This is a genomic window from Burkholderia sp. SIMBA_051, assembly GCF_046534915.1.
GTDB lineage: Bacteria > Pseudomonadota > Gammaproteobacteria > Burkholderiales > Burkholderiaceae > Burkholderia > Burkholderia ambifaria.
In genome coordinates this window covers 99,714-122,203 of the sequence record NZ_JAWRXS010000005.1, presented here as the reverse complement: position 1 = coordinate 122,203, position 22,490 = coordinate 99,714, and the positions used below count along the sequence as shown (strand labels likewise).

At 63.7% G+C, this 22,490-nt stretch carries 18 protein-coding genes; 9 read left to right on the top strand and 9 right to left on the bottom strand.

What is annotated here, in order from left to right:
• Positions 1-449 precede the first annotated feature (449 nt).
• A complete protein-coding gene (locus tag SB771_RS13730) occupies positions 450-1,346 on the top strand; it encodes a LysR substrate-binding domain-containing protein (protein ID WP_175659069.1) in 897 nt (298 codons plus the stop codon).
• A gap of 60 nt (positions 1,347-1,406) precedes the next feature.
• Positions 1,407-1,793 carry an ester cyclase gene (locus SB771_RS13725; RefSeq protein WP_105831217.1) on the top strand — a complete coding sequence of 129 codons (387 nt, stop codon included), beginning with the start codon at positions 1,407-1,409 and terminating at the stop codon, positions 1,791-1,793.
• Between the two features lie 56 nt (positions 1,794-1,849).
• Here SB771_RS13725 and SB771_RS13720 read toward each other — a convergent pair whose 3' ends face one another.
• Positions 1,850-2,590, bottom strand: coding sequence for a sulfite exporter TauE/SafE family protein (locus SB771_RS13720; protein ID WP_175659068.1), 741 nt, complete (start codon positions 2,588-2,590; stop codon positions 1,850-1,852).
• A 144-nt stretch (positions 2,591-2,734) separates the two neighbouring features.
• Complete coding sequence (locus SB771_RS13715; protein WP_175659067.1) at positions 2,735-3,751, bottom strand: aldo/keto reductase; 1,017 nt, start codon at positions 3,749-3,751, stop codon at positions 2,735-2,737.
• A gap of 136 nt (positions 3,752-3,887) precedes the next feature.
• Here SB771_RS13715 and SB771_RS13710 point away from each other — a divergent pair, with 136 nt between their 5' ends.
• The gene (locus SB771_RS13710) at positions 3,888-4,799 is read left to right on the top strand and encodes a LysR family transcriptional regulator (RefSeq protein WP_175659066.1); all 912 of its coding nucleotides are present in this window, start codon (positions 3,888-3,890) and stop codon (positions 4,797-4,799) included.
• 47 nt (positions 4,800-4,846) lie between these two features.
• Here SB771_RS13710 and SB771_RS13705 read toward each other — a convergent pair whose 3' ends face one another.
• Complete coding sequence (locus SB771_RS13705; protein WP_175659065.1) at positions 4,847-6,001, bottom strand: porin; 1,155 nt, start codon at positions 5,999-6,001, stop codon at positions 4,847-4,849.
• A gap of 381 nt (positions 6,002-6,382) precedes the next feature.
• Here SB771_RS13705 and SB771_RS13700 point away from each other — a divergent pair, with 381 nt between their 5' ends.
• The gene (locus SB771_RS13700) at positions 6,383-7,486 is read left to right on the top strand and encodes an OpgC domain-containing protein (RefSeq protein ID WP_041491663.1); all 1,104 of its coding nucleotides are present in this window, start codon (positions 6,383-6,385) and stop codon (positions 7,484-7,486) included.
• 61 nt (positions 7,487-7,547) lie between these two features.
• The gene (locus SB771_RS13695) at positions 7,548-8,492 is read left to right on the top strand and encodes an alpha/beta hydrolase (RefSeq protein ID WP_175659064.1); all 945 of its coding nucleotides are present in this window, start codon (positions 7,548-7,550) and stop codon (positions 8,490-8,492) included.
• Positions 8,493-8,730: 238 nt separating this feature from the next.
• Here SB771_RS13695 and SB771_RS13690 read toward each other — a convergent pair whose 3' ends face one another.
• On the bottom strand, positions 8,731-9,945 hold the full coding sequence (locus tag SB771_RS13690) for an FAD-dependent monooxygenase (RefSeq protein ID WP_175659063.1): 1,215 nt from the start codon (positions 9,943-9,945) through the stop codon (positions 8,731-8,733).
• 183 nt (positions 9,946-10,128) lie between these two features.
• Between SB771_RS13690 and SB771_RS13685 the strand changes: the two genes are divergently transcribed.
• The 3 genes from SB771_RS13685 (at position 10,129) to SB771_RS13675 (ending at position 13,057) form a co-directional block, all read left to right on the top strand.
• Positions 10,129-11,073: a LysR family transcriptional regulator gene (locus SB771_RS13685; RefSeq protein WP_175659740.1), complete on the top strand. Its 945-nt coding sequence runs from the start codon at positions 10,129-10,131 to the stop codon at positions 11,071-11,073.
• A 100-nt stretch (positions 11,074-11,173) separates the two neighbouring features.
• Positions 11,174-11,932 carry an SDR family oxidoreductase gene (locus SB771_RS13680; protein ID WP_175659062.1) on the top strand — a complete coding sequence of 253 codons (759 nt, stop codon included), beginning with the start codon at positions 11,174-11,176 and terminating at the stop codon, positions 11,930-11,932.
• A 144-nt stretch (positions 11,933-12,076) separates the two neighbouring features.
• Complete coding sequence (locus SB771_RS13675; RefSeq protein ID WP_175659061.1) at positions 12,077-13,057, top strand: helix-turn-helix domain-containing GNAT family N-acetyltransferase; 981 nt, start codon at positions 12,077-12,079, stop codon at positions 13,055-13,057.
• Positions 13,058-13,078: 21 nt separating this feature from the next.
• Here SB771_RS13675 and SB771_RS13670 read toward each other — a convergent pair whose 3' ends face one another.
• Together SB771_RS13670 and SB771_RS13665 are read right to left on the bottom strand one after the other, a co-directional pair.
• Positions 13,079-13,411, bottom strand: a complete 333-nt coding sequence (locus tag SB771_RS13670; RefSeq protein WP_006753233.1) for a cupin domain-containing protein — start codon at positions 13,409-13,411, stop codon at positions 13,079-13,081.
• 218 nt (positions 13,412-13,629) lie between these two features.
• Positions 13,630-15,108 carry a sensor domain-containing diguanylate cyclase gene (locus SB771_RS13665; protein WP_175659060.1) on the bottom strand — a complete coding sequence of 493 codons (1,479 nt, stop codon included), beginning with the start codon at positions 15,106-15,108 and terminating at the stop codon, positions 13,630-13,632.
• Between the two features lie 339 nt (positions 15,109-15,447).
• On the opposite strand from SB771_RS13665, the gene SB771_RS13660 reads away from it, so the two are divergent.
• Entirely contained in the window at positions 15,448-16,794 is a 1,347-nt protein-coding gene (locus tag SB771_RS13660) for a tyrosine-type recombinase/integrase (RefSeq protein WP_175705252.1), read from the top strand.
• A gap of 96 nt (positions 16,795-16,890) precedes the next feature.
• Here SB771_RS13660 and SB771_RS13655 read toward each other — a convergent pair whose 3' ends face one another.
• The 3 genes from SB771_RS13655 to SB771_RS13645 all read right to left on the bottom strand — a co-directional run bounded on the left by SB771_RS13655 (position 16,891) and on the right by SB771_RS13645 (position 22,409).
• Positions 16,891-17,877, bottom strand: coding sequence for an HNH endonuclease (locus SB771_RS13655; protein WP_175705253.1), 987 nt, complete (start codon positions 17,875-17,877; stop codon positions 16,891-16,893).
• A gap of 1 nt (position 17,878) precedes the next feature.
• A complete protein-coding gene (locus SB771_RS13650; protein ID WP_244096740.1) occupies positions 17,879-19,576 on the bottom strand; it encodes an AAA family ATPase in 1,698 nt (565 codons plus the stop codon).
• A gap of 220 nt (positions 19,577-19,796) precedes the next feature.
• On the bottom strand, positions 19,797-22,409 hold the full coding sequence (locus SB771_RS13645) for an AAA family ATPase (RefSeq protein ID WP_175705255.1): 2,613 nt from the start codon (positions 22,407-22,409) through the stop codon (positions 19,797-19,799).
• Positions 22,410-22,490 lie beyond the last annotated feature (81 nt).

Below are 22,490 nucleotides of genomic sequence, written 5' to 3'. Positions count from 1 at the left end.
GATCACGCGCCGGGCGTCGGCAGACGCTTGTTACCGGTAATACGGTCGAATTCGGAAAAACTTGACGGCTTTGGGCGCACGATGCGGCAAAAATTTCGCATCACGCCATTATTTCGAACGGCTTTCGATGCGCGCGTGGCCCCGGCGGACAGATGAGCCGGCCCGCGCCGCCCGTCCCCTCAGCGCAGCCAGTCGACCAGCTCCGCGCACGCCCACGCGACACCGATGCACAGGAACAGCACGTGCAAAGCGATCTTGAACGACACGCCCCACGACGAATCGATCCGCATGACAGTCTCCTCCGGTGATATGCGGCCATCATCCGGCTTCGATCCCGCCCCGAAAATGCGGAAGCGGCGAATGGCGCCTCAAGCCCAGCCTGAGACCGGCGCGGCGGTTCCTGCTAACGTATCGGCCATTCCAATCGTTACGCGCCCCCTGCTCCCATCATGCGCTTCGACCTGACCGACCTGCGGCTCTTCCTGAACATCTGCGAGGCCGGCACGATCACAGGCGGCGCCGAGCGCACCCACATCACGCTGCAGGCCGCGAGCGAGCGCATCCGCGGGATGGAGGACGAGCTCGGCGTGCCGCTGCTGCACCGGGCCAAGTCGGGCACGCAGGTGACCGACGCCGGCCGCGCGCTCGAGCACCACGCGCGCACGGTGCTGCAGCAAATCGACCACATGCGGGGCGAGCTGCAGCAATACGGCCAGGGGCTGCGCGGGCATATCCGGCTGCTGTGCAACACGGCGTCGCTGAGCGAATACCTGCCGGACGCGCTCGCCGCGTATCTGCCGCATCATCCGAAATTGTCGATCAGCGTCGAGGAGCGCTCGAGCCAGGAGATCGTCCATGCGATCCGCAACAAGACGGCCGAGGTCGGCATCGTCGCCGATTCGGTCGGGCTCGGCGGGCTCGAGCAGAAGCCGTTCCGCGAGGACTGGCTGATCGCGGTCGTGCCGGCCGGGCATCCGCTCGCCGCGCGCGACAAGGTCGCGTTCGACGAGATCGCCGACGCGGATTTCGTCGGGCTGACCGACGGCAGCGCGCTGCAGGTCCATCTCGCGGACCAGGCCCGTGCGCTCGGCAAGCGGATTCGCTACCGTGTGCAGTTGAAGAGTTTCGATGCGATCTGCCGCGTGATCGAAAGCGGCGTGGGTATCGGCATCGTGTCGCGCCATGCGGCCGAGCGCGCGATGCAGACGATGGACGTGCGGCTCGTCGAGCTGTCCGACACGTGGAGCCACCGCAAGCTGACGCTCTGCGCGCGATCGTTCGATGCGCTGCCGAAATACACGCAGGCGTTCGTGTCGTATCTGTCGGGCGAGACACCGCCGCGCTGAACGACACGCGCCATCACCATCCGGAACCACCGCGCGAAACACGAGGAGGAAACCGCAGCCATGACCGCAACTGACCTCGCGATGCGCTACCGCGCATACATCGACTGCCTGAACCGGCAGGACTGGGCGGCACTCGATCAGTACGTCGCCGACAACGTGATCCACAACGACCGGCCGCTCGGCCTGGCCGGGTATCGCGCGATGCTGGAGCAGGATTTCCGCGACATTCCGGATCTCCATTTCGAAATCCGGCTGCTCGTGTGCGAACCGCCGCGCGTCGCCTGCCGGCTTCGCTTCGCCTGTGCGCCGAAGGGGACCTTCATGGGGCTCGCCGTGGACGGCACGCGCGTCACGTTCGCCGAGAACGTGTTCTACGAATTTCACGACGGCAGGATCCGGCAGGTCTGGTCCGTGATCGACAAGGCCGCGATCGAAGCGCAGCTGTGACGATGCGGGCCGTCCCGATCCGGGCCTGCCCCATCCGATCCGGGCCGGGCCGATCCTCATCGCAATCCGGTCACGGCCATGTAAGCACCGAGCGCGATCATCCCGACGAAGAAGCAGCGCTTGAACGCCCGCTCGCTCATCACGCGCCGCGCGTATTGCCCACCGACCATCCCCGCGAGCGCCGGCACGAGCCCCAGCGCCGATACGCCGAGATCGACGGTCTGCAGCGCGCCCGTCACGCGCAACTGCAGGCCGAGCGCGATCGTCGACGCGGTAAACGACAGCCCGAGCGCCTGGATCAGGTCGTCCTTCGACAGGCGCAGCGCCTGCAGGTACGGCACGGCCGGCACGACGAACACGCCGGTCGCGGCCGTCACGACGCCCGTCAGGTAGCCGACCGCGGCCGACAGCCACTTCTCGTGACGCCCCGGCGCAGGCAGCCGCGCGGCGGCAAGCCCCCAGCAGCCGTATGCGACCAGCACGATGCCGAGCGCCGCGTGCGTCCACGTGCTGCCGGCCGCGAGCGCGGGCAGCCCGCCCGTCAGCGTGCCGATCGTCAGCCCGGCGAGCAGCGGCCACAGACGTCGCAGCAACGGCCCGAACGACGGGCCGAGCCACAACTGCCACACATTGGTGATGAACGACGGCACGAGCAGCAGGCTCGCGGCGTCCGATGGCGGCATCGCGAGCGTCAGCAGCCCCATCGCGATCGTCGGCAGCCCGAGGCCGATCATGCCCTTGACCGCGCCGGCCAGCAGAAAGACCAGCACGATGATCGTCAGCGTATGAATTTGCATGGCAGGCGTTCCGTCCGGTCGAATACGGCGCCGATGGTGAACCACCACCCCGCCGCCCGCCATCTGGTTTTGCCTGAGGCTGGCTCGGGCCCGTCCATCCGGGCCCGTTCGCCCGGGGCCCCGCCACGCGCGCCGCCCGGGCGTTCACGCGCCGTGTGCCGGCCCCCGTCCCTGCTCGCTGTCGAGGTGCGCCATCTGCGAGGCCGGATAACGCTCTCCGGCAGCCGCCCCGGCGGGAACCGCCGCTTCGATGCGGGCGAGATCATCGACCGTTAGTTGCAACTCAGTGGCGCGCACTGCGTCCTGAAGCTGGGTGCGCTTGCGCGCGCCGACCAGCGGCACGATGTCGTCGCCGCGCGACAGCACCCATGCGATCGCGACCTGCGCCGGATTGCTGCCCTTCTCGTTCGCGATCGCGCGCAGTGCGTCGACCAGCGCGAGGTTGTGCGCGAGGTTCTCGCCCTGGAAGCGCGGGCTGGCCGCGCGGAAATCGCGCTCGCCCTGCCGTGCCGCGCTCCAGCCGCCGCCGAGCAGCCCGCGCGACAACACGCCGTACGCCGTCACGCCGATCCCGAGTTCGCGGCATACGGACAGGATGTCCGCCTCGATCCCGCGCGACAGCAATGAGTACTCGATCTGCAGGTCGGCGATCGGCGCGACGGCCGCCGCGCGGCGGATCGTGTCGGCGCCGAGCTCCGACAGGCCGATGTGGCGCACATAGCCGGCCTTCACGAGATCGGCGATCGCGCCGACCGTCTCCTCGATCGGCACCGCCGGATCGACGCGCGCCGGCCGGTAGATATCGATATGGTCGGTGCCGAGCCGCTTCAGCGAATACGCGACGAAGTTCCGGATCGCCTCCGGCCGTGCGTCGTAGCCGGCGAACGCACCGGCCGGATCGCGCAGCGCGCCGAACTTCACGCTGATCAGCACCTGGTCGCGCGTCCGGCCGCGCAGCGCATCGCGGATCAGCATCTCGTTGTCGCCCATCCTGTAGAAGTCGCCGGTATCGAGCAACGTGATCCCGCTGTCGAGCGCCGCGTGCAGCGTCGCGATGCTTTCGTCGCGATCGGCCGGCCCGTAGAAATCCGACATCCCCATGCAGCCGAGTGCGATCGCCGAAACCCGCGGGCCCGTGCGGCCCAGTTGACGCTTGTCCATGTCCGTTTCCTTGCGGTGGTGAGTGAATGAACCGGATTCTCGGCGCATTGCGGCGCGCGATAAACGCGAAACCCGCAACCAAATCATTCGACGCTGATTAACAATGGAGGCTATTCCCCCTCCGTACCCAGCCCGCATGGACCATCTGCATGCAATGCGCATCTTTGCGCGTGTCGCCCACCTCGGCAGCTTCACGAAAGCGGCCGAACAGTTGCAATTGCCTCGCCCGACGGTCAGCAATGCCGTTCAGTATCTGGAGAAGCATCTGCGCGTGCGGCTGCTGCAACGGACCACCCGGCGCGTCGCGCTGACCGCCGAGGGCACCACGTACTACGAGCGCTGTACACGGCTGCTGGCCGATCTCGACGATGCCGAGACGCTGTTCGACGACGCCGGCGCGGCGCCGCGCGGCGCGATCCGCGTCGACCTGCCCGAGCGCTTCGCGCTGAACAAGGTGATTCCGGCGCTGCAGGATTTCCACGCACGCTATCCCGACCTGCGCGTGGTGCTCAGCACGACCGACCGCTTCGTGGATCTCGTCGCCGACGGCATCGACTGCGCGGTGCGGGTCGGCGTGCTGTCGGACACGTCGCTGGTCGCACGGCGCATCGGCGAGCTCTCGCAGATCAACTGCGCGTCGCCCGCGTATCTCGCGCGGCACGGCACGCCGCGCTCGCCGGACGATCTGCCCGACCACGTCGCGGTCGGCTATTTCTCGAGCCGCACGGGCCGCGAGCTGGACTGGGAATATGCGGACATGGATACGGGTGCGCTGCAGACCGTGAAGATGCGCAGCGTCGTCGCGGTGAACAGCTCGCAGGCGTATCTCGCGTGCTGTCTCGCGGGCCTCGGGCTGATCCAGGCGCCGCGCGAGGGGCTCGCGCCGCTGCTCGAGGATGGCTCGCTGGTCGAGGTGCTGCCGGAATGGCATGCCGAGCCGCTGCCGGTGTCGGTCGTGTTCCCGAACAGCCGGCATCTGGCGCCGCGGGTGCGGATCTTCGTCGACTGGCTCGCGGACACGCTCGGCGACCTGCACCGGGACGAATGACGGCAGCCGGCGCCGGGGCGATCAGCCGCCGGCCCGGTGTCGCGCGCTCAGAACTTGTGGCGGATCGCGGCGCGCACCGCGAACTGGTTCGACGACGACGACGGGCCATCCGTCCCGACCACGTAGCCGCCGTCGGCCGCGGTGCCCGTCTTGTCGCCGGCGACTTTCTGCCACGCGCCCTGCAGATAGACGTCGGTGCGCTTGGACAGGCTGTAGTCGGCCATCAGCCCGACGGTGTGGTATTTCGGCTTGAACGAACCCGTCGCGGCGTCGAACTTGCCGTCCGTGTACACGTACTGCGCGCCGAGATAGAAATCGGACGTGAGCTGGTACTTGCCGTTGATCTCGAAGTTCTCGAACTTGGTCGCGGTCAGCCCGAGGCCCGAGAACGTCGACGCCGGCAGATAGACGGTCGACACCGGGTTCTTCACGTCGGTCTTCGTATAGACGAAGCCGACCGTCGCCGGGCCGAACGTATAGTTGATGCCGCCGCCGAAGATGCGCAGGCGGTCGGCGACGAAATTTGCGTCGTCGGCCGCGATCGCGCCCGCGTTGCCGACGCCCGGGCTATTCGCCTGCAGGTACGCGGCCGCGACCTGCAATCCGGCGAGCGAATACTGCGCGCCGAGGCTGTACTGGCGGTTGGTCGCGAAGCCCGTGCTGTTGCTGAAGCTGTAGGTGCCGCCGAACGACAGCCCGTTCCAGTCGGGGCTCGCGTACTTGACCGTGTTGTTGACGCGGAACGAGTTGTCCGTGTTGTCGTTGTCGAACGGGTGCGAGAACAGCGTGCCGCCCCAGTTGCCGTTCGCGGTCAGCGGCGCGAGATAGTCGACGACGGAATCGTACTGGCGACCGAAGGTCAGCGTGCCGAAATGCGACGCGCTCAGCCCGACGAACGCCTGGCGGCCGAACATCCGGCCGCCCTGGTTGAACCGGCCGTTGTTCACGTCGAAGCCGTTTTCCAGCGTGAAGATCGCCTTCAGGCCGCCGCCCAGTTCCTCGCTGCCCTTCAGGCCCCAGCGGCTGCCCTGCGCATAGCCGCTCGCGAGCTGGTAATCCGTTTTTCCGACCCCATGCACATTCACGTTGTTCGTGTAGTTGAAGCCTTCGTCGATCAGGCCGTACAGCGTCACGCTGTCCTGCGCGAAGGCCGGCGCGGCGAACGCTGCCAGCGCGGCGGCAAAAATGACGTGCTTCTTCATGACGGATTCTCCGGAGCCGTTGCCGGGCAGGCGTTGCGCCCGGCGCTTGTTTCGTCTGTTTTATAGAGGTGGCCCGCAGGGCGGACTGCGCGGTGTGCGGCCGCGAGGACAAAATGGTGTCACGTCGCAAACCACCCGTCCATCGGGGCGTGGGCGCGGCGCACAAAGCGTTGCGCTCGTCCAACTGCCCCGTTCCGCACGCTCCCCGATCGGGCTTGCCGGCAGCGGCAGATCGGCCCGCCATTCGCGTAAACCCGGACGGCGTCGCATCGGTGGCACAATGCGCATCCATTCGTCATTTCTTCACGAAGTCATGCTTCACCCCGATTCATGCGCGGCCGGTGCCGGGCGCGCTCGCGGCGCGCGCCGGCAGGCGGCCCGATGACCGCCGCAGCCCGGGCCGGCCGCTACGCCGAGCTCGATTTCTTCCGCGGCCTCGTGCTGCTCGTGATCGTCGTCGACCACATCGGCGGCAGCATCCTGTCGCGCGTGACGCTGCATGCGTACGCGCTGTGCGATGCGGCCGAGGTGTTCGTGTTCCTCGGCGGCTTCGCCACCGCCATCGCGTACAACTCGCTCGCCGAGCGGCACGACGAGGCCGCCGCGCGCCAGCGTTTCATCCGCCGCGCGTTCGAGATCTACCGTGCCTTCCTCGTGACAGCGGGCCTGATGCTGCTGATCACCGCCGTGCTCAACGCATTCTCGATCGACGGTCCGAACATGCCGACCAACGATCTCGACGGCCTCCTTCACAAGCCGCTCGCCGCGCTGCGCGACATCCTGCTGTTCCGCCGCCAGCCGTATCTCGCGTCGGTGCTGCCGATGTATGCGTTCTTCGCGCTGCTCGTGCCGCTCGCCCTGCCGCTCGCGCGCACGCAGCCGTGGCTGATGCTCGCGTTCAGCGGGTCGCTCTGGTACGCGGCGCCGCACGTCGCGCGCTTCCTGCCGACCGTCGAAGGCGCGCCGTGGGACTTCAATCCGTTCGCCTGGCAGTTCCTGTTCGTGCTCGGCGTGATCGCGCGCTGCCAGCCCGTGTACCAGACGCTCGCGCCGAAGCCCCAGGGCTGGCTGCTGACGGCCGCGTCGCTCGCGATCGTCGCGGCCGGCGCGTACTATCGGCTGCGCATCGAGCCATTCCCGACCGATCCGTCGATCAAGCAGAACCTCGGCGCGCTGCGGCTCGTGAACTTCCTCGCGATCGCCTGGCTCGCGGCCAAGCTCGTGCACCTCGGGTGGATGAAGAAGGTCGCGCATGCGATGCCGTGGATCGGCACGATCGGCCGCCAGGGGCTGCTGTGCTTCGTCGCCGGCACCTGCATCTCGCTTGCGGTGGACTCGCTGCTCTACCAGGCGACCGAAGGCTATCTGAACGTGCCGCTCGGCCTGGCCGCCGACGTCGTCGCGACGGGGCTGCTGTATCTCGTCGCAAAACTCTACGGGCCGCTGGTGTCGCGGCTGCCGTTCCCGTTCCGTTCGCGGCAATGACGCGCCGCGCCGTCATGCGCCGCTGCTACGATAGCGGGCGCCTTTCCTGAAACGATTCGCCATGCGCCGACTCGCCCTTCCATTCGCCGTCGCCCTGCTCGCCGGCTGCCTCGCCACCGCCCACGCCACGCCGGGCGGGCCCGCGGTTTCGCCGGGATCCTCCGCGCCCGCGGGCGCGATCGTCCCGCCCGCAACCGTCGGGCCGGCTGCCCAGGAGCCGCCGCTCAACCCCGGCAGCAGCGTCGTGCTGCGCGCGTTCCGCTCGGCGTCGCTCAAGCGCGACTGGTCATACACGGTCTATCTGCCGCCCGGCTACAACCCGGAAGGCGCGCGCTATCCGGTCATGTATCTGCTGCACGGCAATGCCGGCAACGCGAACGACTGGATCACGCAGGGCCGGCTGCAGGCCACGGCCGACACGCTGATCGAGCGCCACGAGATCCCGCCTGTCGTGATCGTGATGCCGCAAGGCGGCACCGACTGGTACGTCGACCGCAAGGAGAAGATGCAGAGCGCGTTCCTGAACGAGCTGTTGCCGGAAGTCGAAGCGCACTTCGCGGTGTCGAACCAGCGCGCGGGCCGCGCGATCGGCGGCGTATCGATGGGCGGTTTCGGCGCGCTGCGTTTCTCGCTGCTCGAACCGGGCCTGTTCTGCGGCGCGATGCTGCTGAGCCCCGCGATCTACGCGAACGAGCCGCCGCTCAATTCCGCCGCGCGCTATGTCGGTGTGTTCGGCGACCGGCAGTTCGATCCGCGCGTATGGCACGAGCTCAACTACCCGGCGCTGATGCGCGGCTATTTCGCGCGCAACTGGCGCGTGCCGATGTTCATCGCGGCCGGCGACGACGACCTGACGATCCAGGCCGAGTCGAGCGTGCTGTACACGCACCTGCGCCGCGCGCAGAACGCGGCCGAGCTGCGCATCGTCGACGGCGGGCATACGTGGGAAGTGTGGCGCGGGTTGCTCGGGCAGGGGTTGAAGTATGCGTTGGAGTGCGTGAAGTAACGGAGGCGGATACTTCCACCGCACCGGATCGTGCAGCGTATGCGTGCGCGCATCCGGCCGCGTGGTGCCGCGACATCGAACGGGTCAAGCGCGATGCGGAACGGGTGGCCGACCACGCTTGAGCGCGACACGAGCTGTGTCGGCCCGCACGGAGGCCGGCGTTCCCGACGAACGACCGCACGACCGCCACCCCGCTCGATCACCCAACACGAGCGCCAATCGCACCGCGTCTTTCAGCTCAAAGCCACGTCCCGCCCTGCCGCTCATCCGGTTCATCGGCGAGCGCGTCGAAATCGTGAATCCAGTCCAGGTGATGCAGCACGCTGTCGCGCTCGCCGAGGCGCGCATTGCGCGCCTGCGCGGCCGACCCATCGGGCAGATGCAGCACGTCGGCCGCGGAGATCGACGCGTACTGCACCTTGCGCGTGCGGCCGCGCCGCAGCCGCTCGTACCCCTCCTGCGCGTCGCGCCAGTTGCCGGGCCCGGCCTTCGCCAGTTGCGCGGCCAGCACCATCGCATCCTCGATCGACTGATTCGCGCCCTGCCCGTGATGCGGCACGAGCGCATGCGCGGCATCGCCGATCAGCGTCACGCGCCCGCGGCTCCAGCGGCCGAGCGGCGGCCGGTGAAACAGCCCCCAGCGCTGGCTGATCGGCACCGCCGTGATCATCTGCACTACCGCCGGATGCCAGCCCCCGAACAGGCGCAGCTGCTCGCCCTCCTCAGCCGGCATGACCCAGTCGCGTGACGGCCACGGCGACGGATGACGCTCGACCAGCAGGAAGTTCTGGTCGCCGTTGTCGCCGATCGGATAGTGCAGCAGATGCCCGTGCGGACCGACCCAGAACTGAATGGTCTCGGGATCGGGCAGCAGGTTCATCCGCTCGGCCGGCACCACGCCGCGAAAGCCCGAGCAACCCGAATACAGCACGTCGTCGTAGCCGAGCATCCAGCGCCGCGTGAGCGAACGCGCGCCGTCCGCGCCGATCACGAGATCGGCGTCGACGCGCTCGCCGTTCTCGAAGGTCAGCGTGACGCGCTCCGGATGCTGCGCGAGTTCGACCAACCGATGGCCGAGATGAATCTGCTCGACCCCGACCGCCTTCGACAGGATCGCCTGCAAGTCCGCGCGGTGCACGCCCCAGTACGCGCCGCCGAACTGCCGGCGATAGTCGGGCTCGCCGCGATGATGGCCGATCACCGCGCCGCTGCGCCCGTCGCGATAGACGAGACCGGGAATCTCCGCGCACACCGCATCGAAAGCCGGACGCAATCCCATCCGTTCATAGAAGCGCGTGGCGTTGGCCGACAGCGCGACGGCCGCCCCCACCTCGCGCAGCACGTCGGTCTGCTCGTAGAGCTGCGCGTCGATGCCCTGCTCGCGCAACGCGAGCGCCAGTGTCAGGCCGCCGATGCCGGCACCGACGATCGCGATCCTCAAGTTCGTCTGCATGATGAACGTGTCTCCGATATTCAGATGATGAGTGGTCGAGGCCGCGGCGCGCGTGACCCGCCCGGCGCGCCGGTCGAATGCAGGCGCCGTGTCGGTATTTTCAGCAGCACACCCTTATCCCACAATAAAATACCGGAAATCTGCTTCATCACTGAACGCAATGATCGGAGGCAACGCCGAACCATGGAACTGAGCGAGATCGACCTCAACCTGCTGTTGCTGTTTCAGCGGTTGATGCAGGAGCGGCGTGTGTCGACCGTCGCCGAGCAGATGAACATGAGCCAGCCGGGCGTCAGCAACGCGCTCGCGAAGCTGCGCCGCCGGCTCGGCGATCCGCTGTTCGTGCGCGGGCCGGGCGGCGTCGTCCCGACACCCTTCGCGTTGCGGCTGGCCGAACCGGTTGCGCAGGCGCTGTCGACGCTGCATGCCGCGCTCAATCCGGAGACCGGTTTCGATCCGCTGTGCGCGTCGCGCACGATGACGATCGGCATGACCGATATCGGCGAAGTCGTGTTCCTGCCCGCGTTGCTCGAACATCTGGCGCGCACGGCGCCGGGCATCGCGCTCAACACGGTGCGCAACACGAGCGTCAACCTCAGCGACGAGATGGCCGACGGCCGCGTCGACCTCGCGATCGGGCTGCTGCCGCAACTGCAAGGCGGGTTCTATCAGCGCCGGCTGTTCGATCAGCGGTACGTGTGCCTGTTCCGGCGCGGTCATCCGCTCGAAGACGCGCCGCTGACGGTCGACGCGTGGCGGGATGCCGAGCATCTGGTCGTGGTGTCGGCCGGCACCGGTCACGGGCAGGTGGACGACTGGCTGAAGCGGCGCCGCGTGAAGCGCCGCGTGCGGCTGACGGTGCCGCATTTCATGAGCGTCGGCTATATCCTGCAGCGCACCGACCTGATCGCGACCGTGCCGGAACATCTTGCGCTGCAACTGGCGGCTCCGTTTTCGCTCGGCTGGCGGGCGTTGCCGGTCACGCTGCCGGGCGCGCCGATTCACATGCTGTGGCATGCGCGCGTGAATCAGGACGAAGGCAACCGGTGGCTACGGGAGGTCGTGGTCAGCCTGTTCGCGGACACCGGGACACGCGCGCGAAAGGCCGCGCCGGCGCGCAAAAAATAGCGGCGCGAGCGGCGCAACCCGCGGTGCGCGGTACGATGGCGCTTCACCCGGCGCACGATGTCGCCTCTTTTCCTCACCCCAACCCGCAGGGAATCAAGCCATGTCTGCCTCGAAGAAGTTCGCCGCCGTCACGGGCGCGGGATCCGGCATCGGTCGTGCCGCCGCCATCGCACTCGCGAACGCCGGCTTTACCGTCGCGCTGATCGGACGCAACGAAGCATCGTTGCTTGAAACGAAAGAGACGATCGCCGCCGGGCATGGCGACGCACATGCGTTTCCCGCCGACGTCACCGACGAAGCGTCGGTCGAACATGCGTTCTCGCGGATTTCGCACGAGTTCGGCCGGCTGGATGTCCTCTTCAACAACGCTGGCCGCAACGCGCCGGCCGTCCCGCTCGACGAGTACGAATTCGGCGTGTGGAACGACGTCGTCGCGACGAACCTGACGGGCGTCTTCCTGTGCGCGCGGGCAGCATGGCGCCTGATGAAGGCGCAAACGCCGCAGGGTGGCCGGATCATCAACAATGGCTCGATCTCCGCCTACACGCCGCGCCCGAACACCATCGCCTACACGGCCACCAAGCATGCGGTGGCCGGCATCACCAAGTCGCTCGCGCTCGACGGCCGTGCATACAACATCGCGTGCAGCCAGATCGACATCGGCAACGCGGCGACGTCGCTCACCGACCGGATGACGGACGGCGTGCTGCAGGCCGACGGACGCATGGCGCCGGAGGCGCGCATGGACGTCACCCATGTCGCGAACGCGGTCGTTCAGATGGCAAGCCTTCCGCTGGATACGAACATCCTGAACATGACGATCATGGCGACCACGATGCCGTTCGTGGGGCGCGGATAACGGGGCGCGGCGCCCGTTTCGGCACGCCGGCCTGCGCTGCCGGTCACGCTGCCCGACGCTCCGGCGAAACGTAAATCCTCCTTGACAAGTTGCGAGGCGCAACTAATATTGCTTGCGACTCGCAACTTTTTTTGCGGACGGATCATGGACCTCATCGATATTCCGGCAAAGCCTCGCGACGCGACGATCCTCGAGCTGCGCGATTTTTCTCGCAAGCTGGTTCGCGAACTGGGTTTCATGCGCGCGACATTGGCCGATAGCGATCTGGCGCCCTCCGCGGTTCACGCCGTTCTTGAAATCGGAATGGCGCCCGGCATCAGCGCGAAGGATCTGGGCAGCATTCTGCGGCTGGACAAATCGAATACGAGCAGGCAGCTTTCCCGGCTCGAAACGGCCGGCTTTGTGACGCGCCGCATCTCACCTGACGATGCGCGTGCGACCGAGTTGTACCTGACTACCGACGGGCAAAAACTTCGCAAGAAGATCGACCAGTTTGCGACGCGCCAGGTATCGAATGCGTTACGACGGATGGTTCCGGCCGACCAGCAAACCCTCGTCCGCGCGCTCGCGCTGTACAGCGATGCGCTCGCGCAAGACAACAGTGCCGAGGCACCACCCGCGCCGAATCCGGACGCCGGGCACATTGTCGACGGCTACCAGCCCGGCTGTATCGGCGACATAGCAAGCCTTCACGCGCGGTTCTATTCGGAACACTGGGGATTCGGCGCCTTCTTCGAGAAAAAAGTGGCGACCGAGCTCGCGGAATTTGCCGGCACGCTGCCCGCCGAAGGCAAGGCTCTGTGGCTCCATGTCGAAAACGGCCGCGCGCTCGCCTCTGTCGCAATAGACGGGAACAAGGCCACGGGAATCGCACACTTGCGATGGTTCATCGTCGACGACGCATTGCGCGGTGCCGGTATCGGGCGGCAACTGATGACGCGCGCAATGCAGTTCGTCGACGAGCAGCGGTTCGACGAGACCTATCTATGGACGTTCAAGGGCCTGGATTCGGCACGTCACTTGTACGAATCGTTCGGCTTTACGCTGACCAGCGAATCGGACGGTGCGCAATGGGGAACCCATGTCATCGAGCAGCGCTTCAGCCGGCGCGGGCCGGGTCGATAAGCGGATAAGCCACCGCGCGATTCATCGATCGTGATAGATCGCGAGCCACACCGACGGTTCTTCCGGATGTGTCCACGCAACGCGATGCCGGCAATGCGGTTCGATCAGCACATGGTCGCCGGGGCGCATGTCGTGCAGCGTCGCGTCCGCTTCGAATTCGAGCACGGCCGCGCCTGACAGCAGCACCACCCATTCGGCACGGGGATCGTCATACCAGAATCCGTCGGGACTCGCGTGCCCCATCGACACGATGCGCTCGACGTTCAGGCGCGGGCCCGCGACGAGTATGTCGATCCGTTCGTCGTCGCCGCGCGCCGCTTCGGTGCTGAACAGGTTGCCGGTTTGAAGTTGCATGGTTGGACCCTCGCGTCGCCCGTCGTTCGACGGCGGTTGACGTCCACTGTAGCGCGGCGGCCGGCATTGCGGCGAACTCGTTTGCGCGCGCCGGCAAGACCGACACTCAGGCGGCCGCCTCGTTATCGATATCGCGCGCCGTCGGTTCATCACGCGCGATCGAACGAGGGGTACCCGTCATCAGCAGCAATGCTGCAATGCTGCGATGCGTCACACCGTCACGCCGGCGGCTGAAACGCGGCGACCTTGTTGCGGCCCGTTGCCTTCGCGTAGTACAGCGCCTCGTCGGCGGCCTTGATCACGCTGCCAGCCTCCACGTCGTCGTCTGGCGTCCAGCTGGCGAGGCCGATACTGGCGGTCACGTGCCCGTGTTCGCTGCCCGCGTGCTCGAGCGCCAGTTCGTCGATCGCCGCGCGAATTCGCTCGGCGATCTGGGCGGCGCCCGTCTCGGGCGTATCGGGCAGCAGCACGACGAATTCCTCCCCGCCGTAGCGCGCCGCGGTATCGGCGGGCCGGCGGATGTTCTCGCCGATGCAGCGCGCAACCGCGGCCAGTGCGTCGTCTCCGGCCTGGTGGCCGTAGGTGTCGTTATAGGCCTTGAAGCGGTCGACATCGACGAACAACAACGAGAAAACCGAGCGCGATCGACGTGCGCGACGCCATTCGCGATCCAGCACTTCGCCGAAGGTGCGGCGATTGTTCAGCCCGGTGAGACCGTCGGTGCGGGCGAGCAACACGAGTTCCGACTCGGCGCGCATCCGCCGCCGCAGTTGCGTGCCGAGCATGACGGACACCGCGATGAAGGCAGCGCCGAACGTCGCCACCAACGCGCCGATCGTCGCGGCCCGGTGCCGCCATGCCGCATAAATGTCCTCTTCCGCTTCGGCGACCATGATCAGCAGCGGCAGCTTCGGCAGATGCCTGAAGTAGTAGAGCCGGCGCACCCCGTCGAGCGACGAGGTTTCCGAGAACACGCCTTCCCGCGCGGTCTGAAACCGCTTGAAGGTCGCGGCGTGGCTGATATCGCGGCCGATCGTGTGGGCGTCGTACGGCTGACGCATCACCATGACGCCGTCGCTGCCGATCAGCGAGATCGAGCCGTGCTGCCCCAGCGACAGGCCGGCAAACAGATTATGGAAATACTCGAGGTTGACCGCGATGAGCACGACGCCGCCGAACGAGCCGTCCGGGTTCGAGATTCGCCGCGTGAGCCCGATGCTGGGCGCCCCGCCACGCAGCCGCGACGTGAACGGGTCGCTGATAAAGAGTCCGGCATTCGGATTGTCACGATGGACGACGAAGTATTTACGGTCGGCGAAATTGCCGCGGCGCGGCACGTCGTTGGCCGAATCCAGCACGATGTTGCCGCCGGCATCGAGCACCAGCATCGAGCCGAGAAATTCCGCCGTCATCGCATTGTCGAACAGCACCGAGCGCCGCAGGCTCGCAGGCGCATTCATCACGTCGGAACGTTGGAGGCCGTTGATGACCGCCTGCAGCGAAAGGTCGTAGAGTTCGAAGTTGCGTTCGATGTCGCGCTCGGCGATGAGGCCGAGATTGCGGGACGTTTCGCTCGCCCGCTCCCGCGCGTCGTTGCGGCTCTGGAACAGCTGCAGCACGCACAGACCCATCAGCGCGCAGGCGATCACGATACCGACCACGACGATGGTATAGGGAGCCGCCGACCTGGATTGCATGTGTCTCCTCGATGATCAAGCGTGTGCGCGGGCGCGGGCGCACCACATGATTACTTCATACTAAAAAAGGCGCGGCGGCATGGCAAGCGGGGGATGCACCGAGGGCGGCGCGGCAGCGGTGCGTCGGTGCGTCGATAGCGGGTCGTTGCGCACCCGACCATCACGCACCCGAATCCGGAATCCGAAAGAGATCCGATTCCTCGATGTCGATCGAGATTCCCACATCCGCTCGAAAGCCTAATCTACAAGGCTTTCCCGGAAATCTGATGAACTTTCAGGTTGACTGAAGTCGATCGATTTCCGTAGCATTTGCCTACATGACGCCTACATGGACGGCAAATGACCAAGCAGAACTTCACGGCCGCTCGAGTCGCCGGATTCGAGTGCGAGCCCGGAAAGCAGCAAACGATCTACTGGGATGCGAAGACGCCCGGTCTCGGACTTCGCGTCACAGCTGCAGGCGCACGATCCTACATTTTCGAGTCGCGTCTGTTCGGCAAAACTATGCGGCTGACCATCGGAAACATCCAAGTTTGGGATTTGGGCCGGGCACGCACCGAAGCCGCCCGGCTCAAGACCTTGGTTGACGACGGCAAAGATCCGCGCGAAATACGGGCAGAACAGCAAGCCGCTCACGAAGCCCGACAATTTGAAGCACGACGCCGAGACGCGACTTTCGGTGAAGCTTGGGAGCAGTACATCGAAGTTCGCAAGCCGTTTTGGAGCGAACGCAGCTACATCGACCATCTGCAACACTCCCAAGTGGGCGGACTCCCCAAAAAACGTGGAAAAGGAACAACTCGCCCCGGCGCACTAGCTGAGCTGCGCCCGCTGAAAATGTCCGAATTGACCGGCAACCGGATCGCCAATTGGTTGATCGCCCAATCCTTGCATCGCCCTACCGTAACGGCACATTCGTTCAGGTTGTTGAGAGGATTTATTCGCTGGGCGGAAGATACCCCTTCGTACCAAGGAATTATCCCGCCCGACTCCTACACGATGCGAGAGGTCCGTGACGTCATTCCTCGGGTAAAACCCAAGGAAGGTGATTCGTTGCAACGCGAACAACTCCATGCGTGGTTTCGGGAGGTCCGAAAAATCGAGAATCCAATTCGAAGCGTCTACCTACAAGGCTTGCTGATCACCGGTGCTCGCCGTGAGGAATGGGCAGCGCTACGCTGGGAGGATGTCGACTTCCGCTGGCGAAGCCTCCGGCTTGACGACAAAGTCGAGGGAACCGGTGGACGCGTAATTCCGCTTACTCCGTACTTGGCCGAGCTCTTGCTCGAGTTGAAACGCTTGAGCGAAACGCCGCCCAACAAAAGGCAAGCCGCACGTCTTGCCAAACTAGGAGAGGACTGGAGACCATCCGCGTGGGTATTCGCTAGCAAGAAATCTGCTGATGGCAAGATCGCGGATCCCCGCGACGCGCACATCAAGGCATTGGCATCGGCAGATCTGCCTCACGTGACGCTCCACGGATTGCGCCGGTCCTTCGGCACACTGTCGGAATGGGTCGAAGTCCCTGTCGGCGTCGTGGCTCAAATTCAAGGGCACAAGCCATCCGCGATCGCGGAGAAGCACTATCGGCGCCGCCCTCTTGATCTCCTTCGAATGTGGCATGACAAAATCGAGCACTGGATGTTGGAACAGGCGCAGATCAGGTCCGAGCCATCCCAAGCATGAGATGAAGTATGCTACCCGTTGACTCGTAAGTTGGTCGAGGAAAAGAAGATCATGAGCCAAGATTGTCCCAATCGAGCGAACATGGAAAAGCGAACGCTATCTGCCGATCTGTCGACGTGCTCTATGAGCAGGGATCCGAACTCGGCGTGCTTGAGAGACACGCACTAGCTCCGCGTTCGGAGTCGCGACCGACAGAAGTTGCGGGTGCAGATCCTTGCGGACGATCAAGGCTCGCAAGTAGAGCGCGTCGAAGAAGTTGAGGCTTCCGCCGCGACTTTGAGCCGCGGCGAGCTGAATCTCTAGATTTTCGAGCAGTTCGGCCAGTGTTCGTACACCCTTCAGCCCCTTAAGAATGGCACTGTGAAGGTGCTCCACTTCGCCCTTTGCACGCTCAAGAACGTGAAGGCGATTGAGATGAAACTCGATAGCACGACGGGTCGATCTCGACAAGCTCAGGCGTGGTGCGATCGACACCAGTGACGGTGCGCCTCGAGCGCCCATTTCGATGTGGGCGATGAGAACTCGCTCGGCTAAGAAACGATCGAAATATGGATGGAGAATCCGCCTCTCACTTGTTCTGAATCGATAAGATCGTTCCAGCAGCTCTGTCGCGCCCACTTGCCGCCTATTGCGCACGACCCGTCCAGTTGTTGGCGCGTAATAGGTCAGTTTGTGCCCCTGGCAGTCCCCACACGCCGGCACCAAATTAGCGGAAAAAATCGAGAAATGCGGGAATTCTTTCCTGCTTCGTGGAAGGTAGTGATCGACCGTCATTGATCCCTTGATTCCGCAGTAGGGACAGCATCCAACGTAACCAGGCTTCCGGGGCGCGTTCTTATAGCGCAAATAGCTCGCCTTGGAGTCATAGAGGCCGTACATTGCCTGCGCAAGCTTGCGATCCGACGCCTTAAGGAGCAAGCGGCCGGGTTCAATGTATCGCTTAGGGTACTGCGCGAACGCTTTCGCGACTCTGGGAAGCACCCGGTGGATGTCCTGCCACCCATCGCCTCGCTTGGTGATGTAGGTCCGAACCGCGGCCAAGTCTTCCTGTGCTGTCCGCGTCAGGGCGAGATAGGTAGGCATCTCAGACCTTTGCGAGGACAGCTTGCGCGTGCAGATAGCGCGCGCCGTCATTGCCCAAATCCCTCTCAAGCTCGTTTGTCACGATCTCGGCGCCCTGTGCTACTCGCTCGGCAATGACGGCATCGATGCGGCGTTCGTAGGCCTTCTTAATGCTGCCGTCCTGAAAGACGTGGTCAACGATCATAGAGACATCGCCACCTAGGGTTTGGAGAGAGGGGCGATACAGCTCTGGCAGACCCTCTGCGTTGCGCTTCAAAATCAGTACTGCGCTGCGATCCACCTCTCTGACAACAAACGGCGAGTGAGTGACAACCACGGCTCGCGACTCGGTTGCCACGAGCGTACTGACAAGGGTCCTCACGAGCAGAGAAATAAAGGCCGGATGGAGATGATTCTCGGGCTCATCGATGAGGACAAGTGCTCCCCCGCGGGTCAGAAGGAAGGTCGAGAGACAAAAACTAAGAAGGCTCTTTTCCCCGGAACTCAGCGAGTAGCCGCCCTTCGTGCGCGACTTCATGATCGGTGCCTTCGTTAGATCTACCGCTGCCAGTAGGTTAGAGTTCAGCTGTTCGATAAATTCGCGGAGATGGATTCTCGCGACACCGCCAAACTCGCGTGCTATCAGCGGGAGAAAGAGTTCGTCGGTATAAATGAATTGGCCGAGTATTAGCTCAATTTGGCGAAGATTGTCCTGACCATCGTCGGTCGATGCGATCTGATGAATCAACCACGTGACGCGACGCCAAGAAGCTGAGTCAATTCCCATCGACTCCACTTCAACACCTTTTCTTCGGAGGCGACGCCAGTGGGACGCCTCGTACGTAAACGCGACGATCTTAGGCGGACCGGATTCCAATAATTCAGTGCCGACATCATCGTGCATCGATAGCATTCTGCTCTGGGCAGCCTGCGCGAGTCCGATGAGTAAGCGTGTCTTCCCTTGGCCATTCGAGCCGATGATCACGTTGATCGGGTTCAAAGAATGGAGTGCTTCTCCGAAGTTCAACGACACAGGTAGGTCAAGGTCCGCAGCCACCGGAACGTCAGCTTCAATAGACGCAGCATTTGTCAGTGGCGATCTACGCGCAAGCACGTTCAAGATGGAACGAATGGCTACGAAGGCGAATAGCTCTTCGTCGCCTTTGAGCAAGATTGAACGAAAGGTGGCGAACGCTCTAGCTCGGATCAGGCTCTTTGCGTTGGGGTGATAGGCGTTTAGAACCGCGATATCGTGCGCTTTCGCGAGCAGGCGCTGTGCAGCTCCTGCTAGTTCGGAGACCACTTCCCGATACGCGTCGCGACCTGACAGTGACAGTACGAAGTCGCCAAATTTTTCAACAAATTCGTCGGCAGTTTGCAGTTGCCCGTAACTGGAAGCCCAGGCGGCTAGCGAACTGGGTTCGAGGGCTAACGAGCCGTCGGGTCTGTCTTCATCTACTAGCAGGAACAGCTTGCCATCTACACGAGCCATGGCTGCACCGAAATGATCGACAGGGAATACCTGCACATTAACTAGGTATCCGCCATCGACGCGCCGGGCATCTCTGTCGGGCACGATGACCAGACAGTCTTGGTACTGACCTTGTAACTGAATCTGACTCGGAGATCCGGCAAATAGGACCTCGTCTCGTGCGTACCCGTCTTTTCGCAATTCCCACCTCGCCTTCACCTCCGCACGCTCGGTGCGGTGCACTTGCATCACGCGTAACTTGGCAGATCGCCGATAACCCGCTGGATGGCCTCAACAACGGGTGCATCGCCGGTCGGCCTGAATTGCCGAATTATCAGACGATTCTACGTCGAATGGAGCTGGTAATTGAAAGAAGCATCACGTCAAATAGCAACCAAGCCACAAAAGGGAGAGCTCGCTCGCTCACTTGCCGATTACACGCTGGCCCGCTGACATGTCACACGGGCGCTCACCCTCGTGCCTTAGCAACGCCGCTCAAGCGCTTGTTGACGCCATCTCTCCACACAGCCAGCCGCTCGATGTCCTTCTCGAGTTCGTCTGGATCAGGAACTGGTAATCTGCCAACTGCTGTCGCAGCATCGTGCTCGAACTTCGAACTTTTGGTCATACCCGCTTCGACTTCTCGATAGTCATCATCTGTCACGACGACAGACTTGAGGCGCTGAGTTGACACTCCCTCCCCAAACCGCTGAACTGAGCCGTTGAGCAGAACCTCCTCGACACCTCTCTCCCATGCGAGGCGTAGTCGGCCATAGCAAGCCGCAGTCAAGCGGCGATGTTCATCGTCGTCGCCTTCCTTTTGGGCTTTGCGAACTTCGACCAACATCTCTCTAAGTCGCGCCAGACGATCCTTGGTACCTACTACATCAAAAGGTAGATCCTGGGAGTGAACGCCATAGCCATCCGCCGTTCTCCGGATGTAGTTTTTGGTCAATGCCGCTCCGAGCTCTTCGGCTTTTTGCTCGAGGATGCAGAGGAAATAGATGTCGTGAGTAAAGACGATTACTTGCCGCACCCGCGACTCGACGGCCAATCGCTCGGCAACCTCCCAGCGGCGCCTGTGATCAAGCGACGATACAGGGTCGTCGAATACGACGCCGCCTCGCCCCTTGCCAAGCTTTATCTCCGCAAGAAAAGACGCGATTGCGATAGCTCGTTGCTCTCCCTCGCTCAGGATCGCGGCTGGGGCTCCGCCACCGGGCAGTCGCAAGGTCAGCTTGAACTGGGTCCTGCCGCCCGGTGACTCAGGCTTCATTACGACCTTGAGGTGATGAACTTTAAGCTTCTCGAGTTCCTCGTTCAGGGCGTCTGCAAGCTCCTTACTCGCCGTCGTCCGGGACAGTTCCGTGGATTTCCTCGATATGCCGCGCGTATCCAGTGCATCAATACAGGCTTGGAGTTTGCCGCAAATCTTGTGCTTCGCTATTGCCTCCAAGACAGCAGCCTTGACCTCGCCGAGCCGCACGCGTGCATCGAACTCCGACTTTTCGATAGCCATGGCGGCCCGCACCTTTTCGTCAGCCGTAGCATCAAGCGCCTTGGCCTGCTCCTGCAAACGGTCTATGATGCCCGCAAGCTCCGACCGCGGATCTGCCGACAGTTTGGGGATTTCGCTCCACTCAAGCTTTCCAGCAGCAGCTAGCAATACGGCCTTATGAAGCGCGTTAAGGCCACCTTGAATCACAGTGCATGCGGCTGCCACGGCCGGTGCAATCTCGCTCAACTCCTCGACCAATGCATCGCGAAACATCAGATCCAAATTGGCTAGTTGAACCGTTCTGTAGGCCGTAGCAGCAAGCTCGCGAGCGTCCTTCGCCGCCTTTTCGGCAGCCTGTTGGATAAAGGCGTCGAATCGCACAAGCCGTGCGGCACCATCCTGCCCAAGTGCATTCTGGCACAGTGGGCAGGCCGCATCGTTGGGCAAACCAGGAAATTCATGGTCTGGATGGCACACTTTGTTGAACGCACGCGCAGCGTCGAACAGCACCTTCCACTCTTCTCCTCCAGTACCGATCAGTTGGCCGGGAGTCTGCTTGAATTCGGTCGCAGCAAGTTCCGCGGCAATCTTGGCGGTCTTGGCCTTATCGACCAGCGTCTTGAGCTCGTTGACCTTGTCGTCGTCGATCGCAGCAATCGCAGTTGCAATGCGCTCCTTCAGCCCGTTTAGACGCGTGGCCTTCTGGCGAAGTGCCAGCGCCTTTTGCTTCGGATCTACTTCGGCCAGGACCTTCGTCAGGAGCGCGTGGCGTTCCTGCTCGACTTCGGAAAGCGTTGCCAGGGCCTCAATCTCTTCGGGCGCGGTATTCCCGGAAATACCAAGAAGCAACTCCGCCACTGCAGTCTTCTGCTTAGTCAACGCTACGTAGGCAGCATCACTCGGAGCATTCGCTTGCTTCTCCTGAGTGGCGCGAGCCTTGAGATTGCTGCACGCGCCAACGAGTCCCTCAAGGATATCTAATCCGTACGGGACATATGCGAAATCACCGTGATTGTCGATATAGGCGCGAGCGCAATGCGTGTCAAAGATGGAGATGTCCGACAATGGTTCCGGCGACGGATTGCCATAGCGCCAAGGCAAGTCGGTGACGATCCCATCGATTACGGCCTCAAATATGGCCTGAGCCACATTGGCCGCATTGGGCTCGATATTCGCGTTCGGGAGAATCGGCTCCCGCCGGTCTCTAGCACGGCAAGCCTGCTTGAACACTCTCGAATAGCCCGACTTACCAGCGCCGTTCTCGCCGTAAATGATCGTCAAACCAGCTGTCGCAATGGGGAGGCGTCCGCCATGTGCCAATGCATTGACATGAGCGAGATCCTTGATGCCAGCCAGTTGAACAAGTCGAGCAGGATTAGCCTGCGGTGCGACTTGTGCGTCCTGAAGCGCCCTCGGCTGACGCCCCTGAGGATCGGCAATTCCAGCCTCAACTTTGGCCAGGGCGTAGAGGTCGTCGAGATCAACAGCGCCCAGCGTTCGATCCTCGTAGAGTCGAGCGATGGCGTCTTGTTGCCAAGCCGCGAGGCCCTTGGACCACTCGTATATTTCTTGAAGAATTGTCATTGGTCTCCTTCATACCACCGGAGATTGCCGAAGGAGTTTGGCTTGTTGTCTTCGGCTCAGTGGCAGTACCCAAACTATATC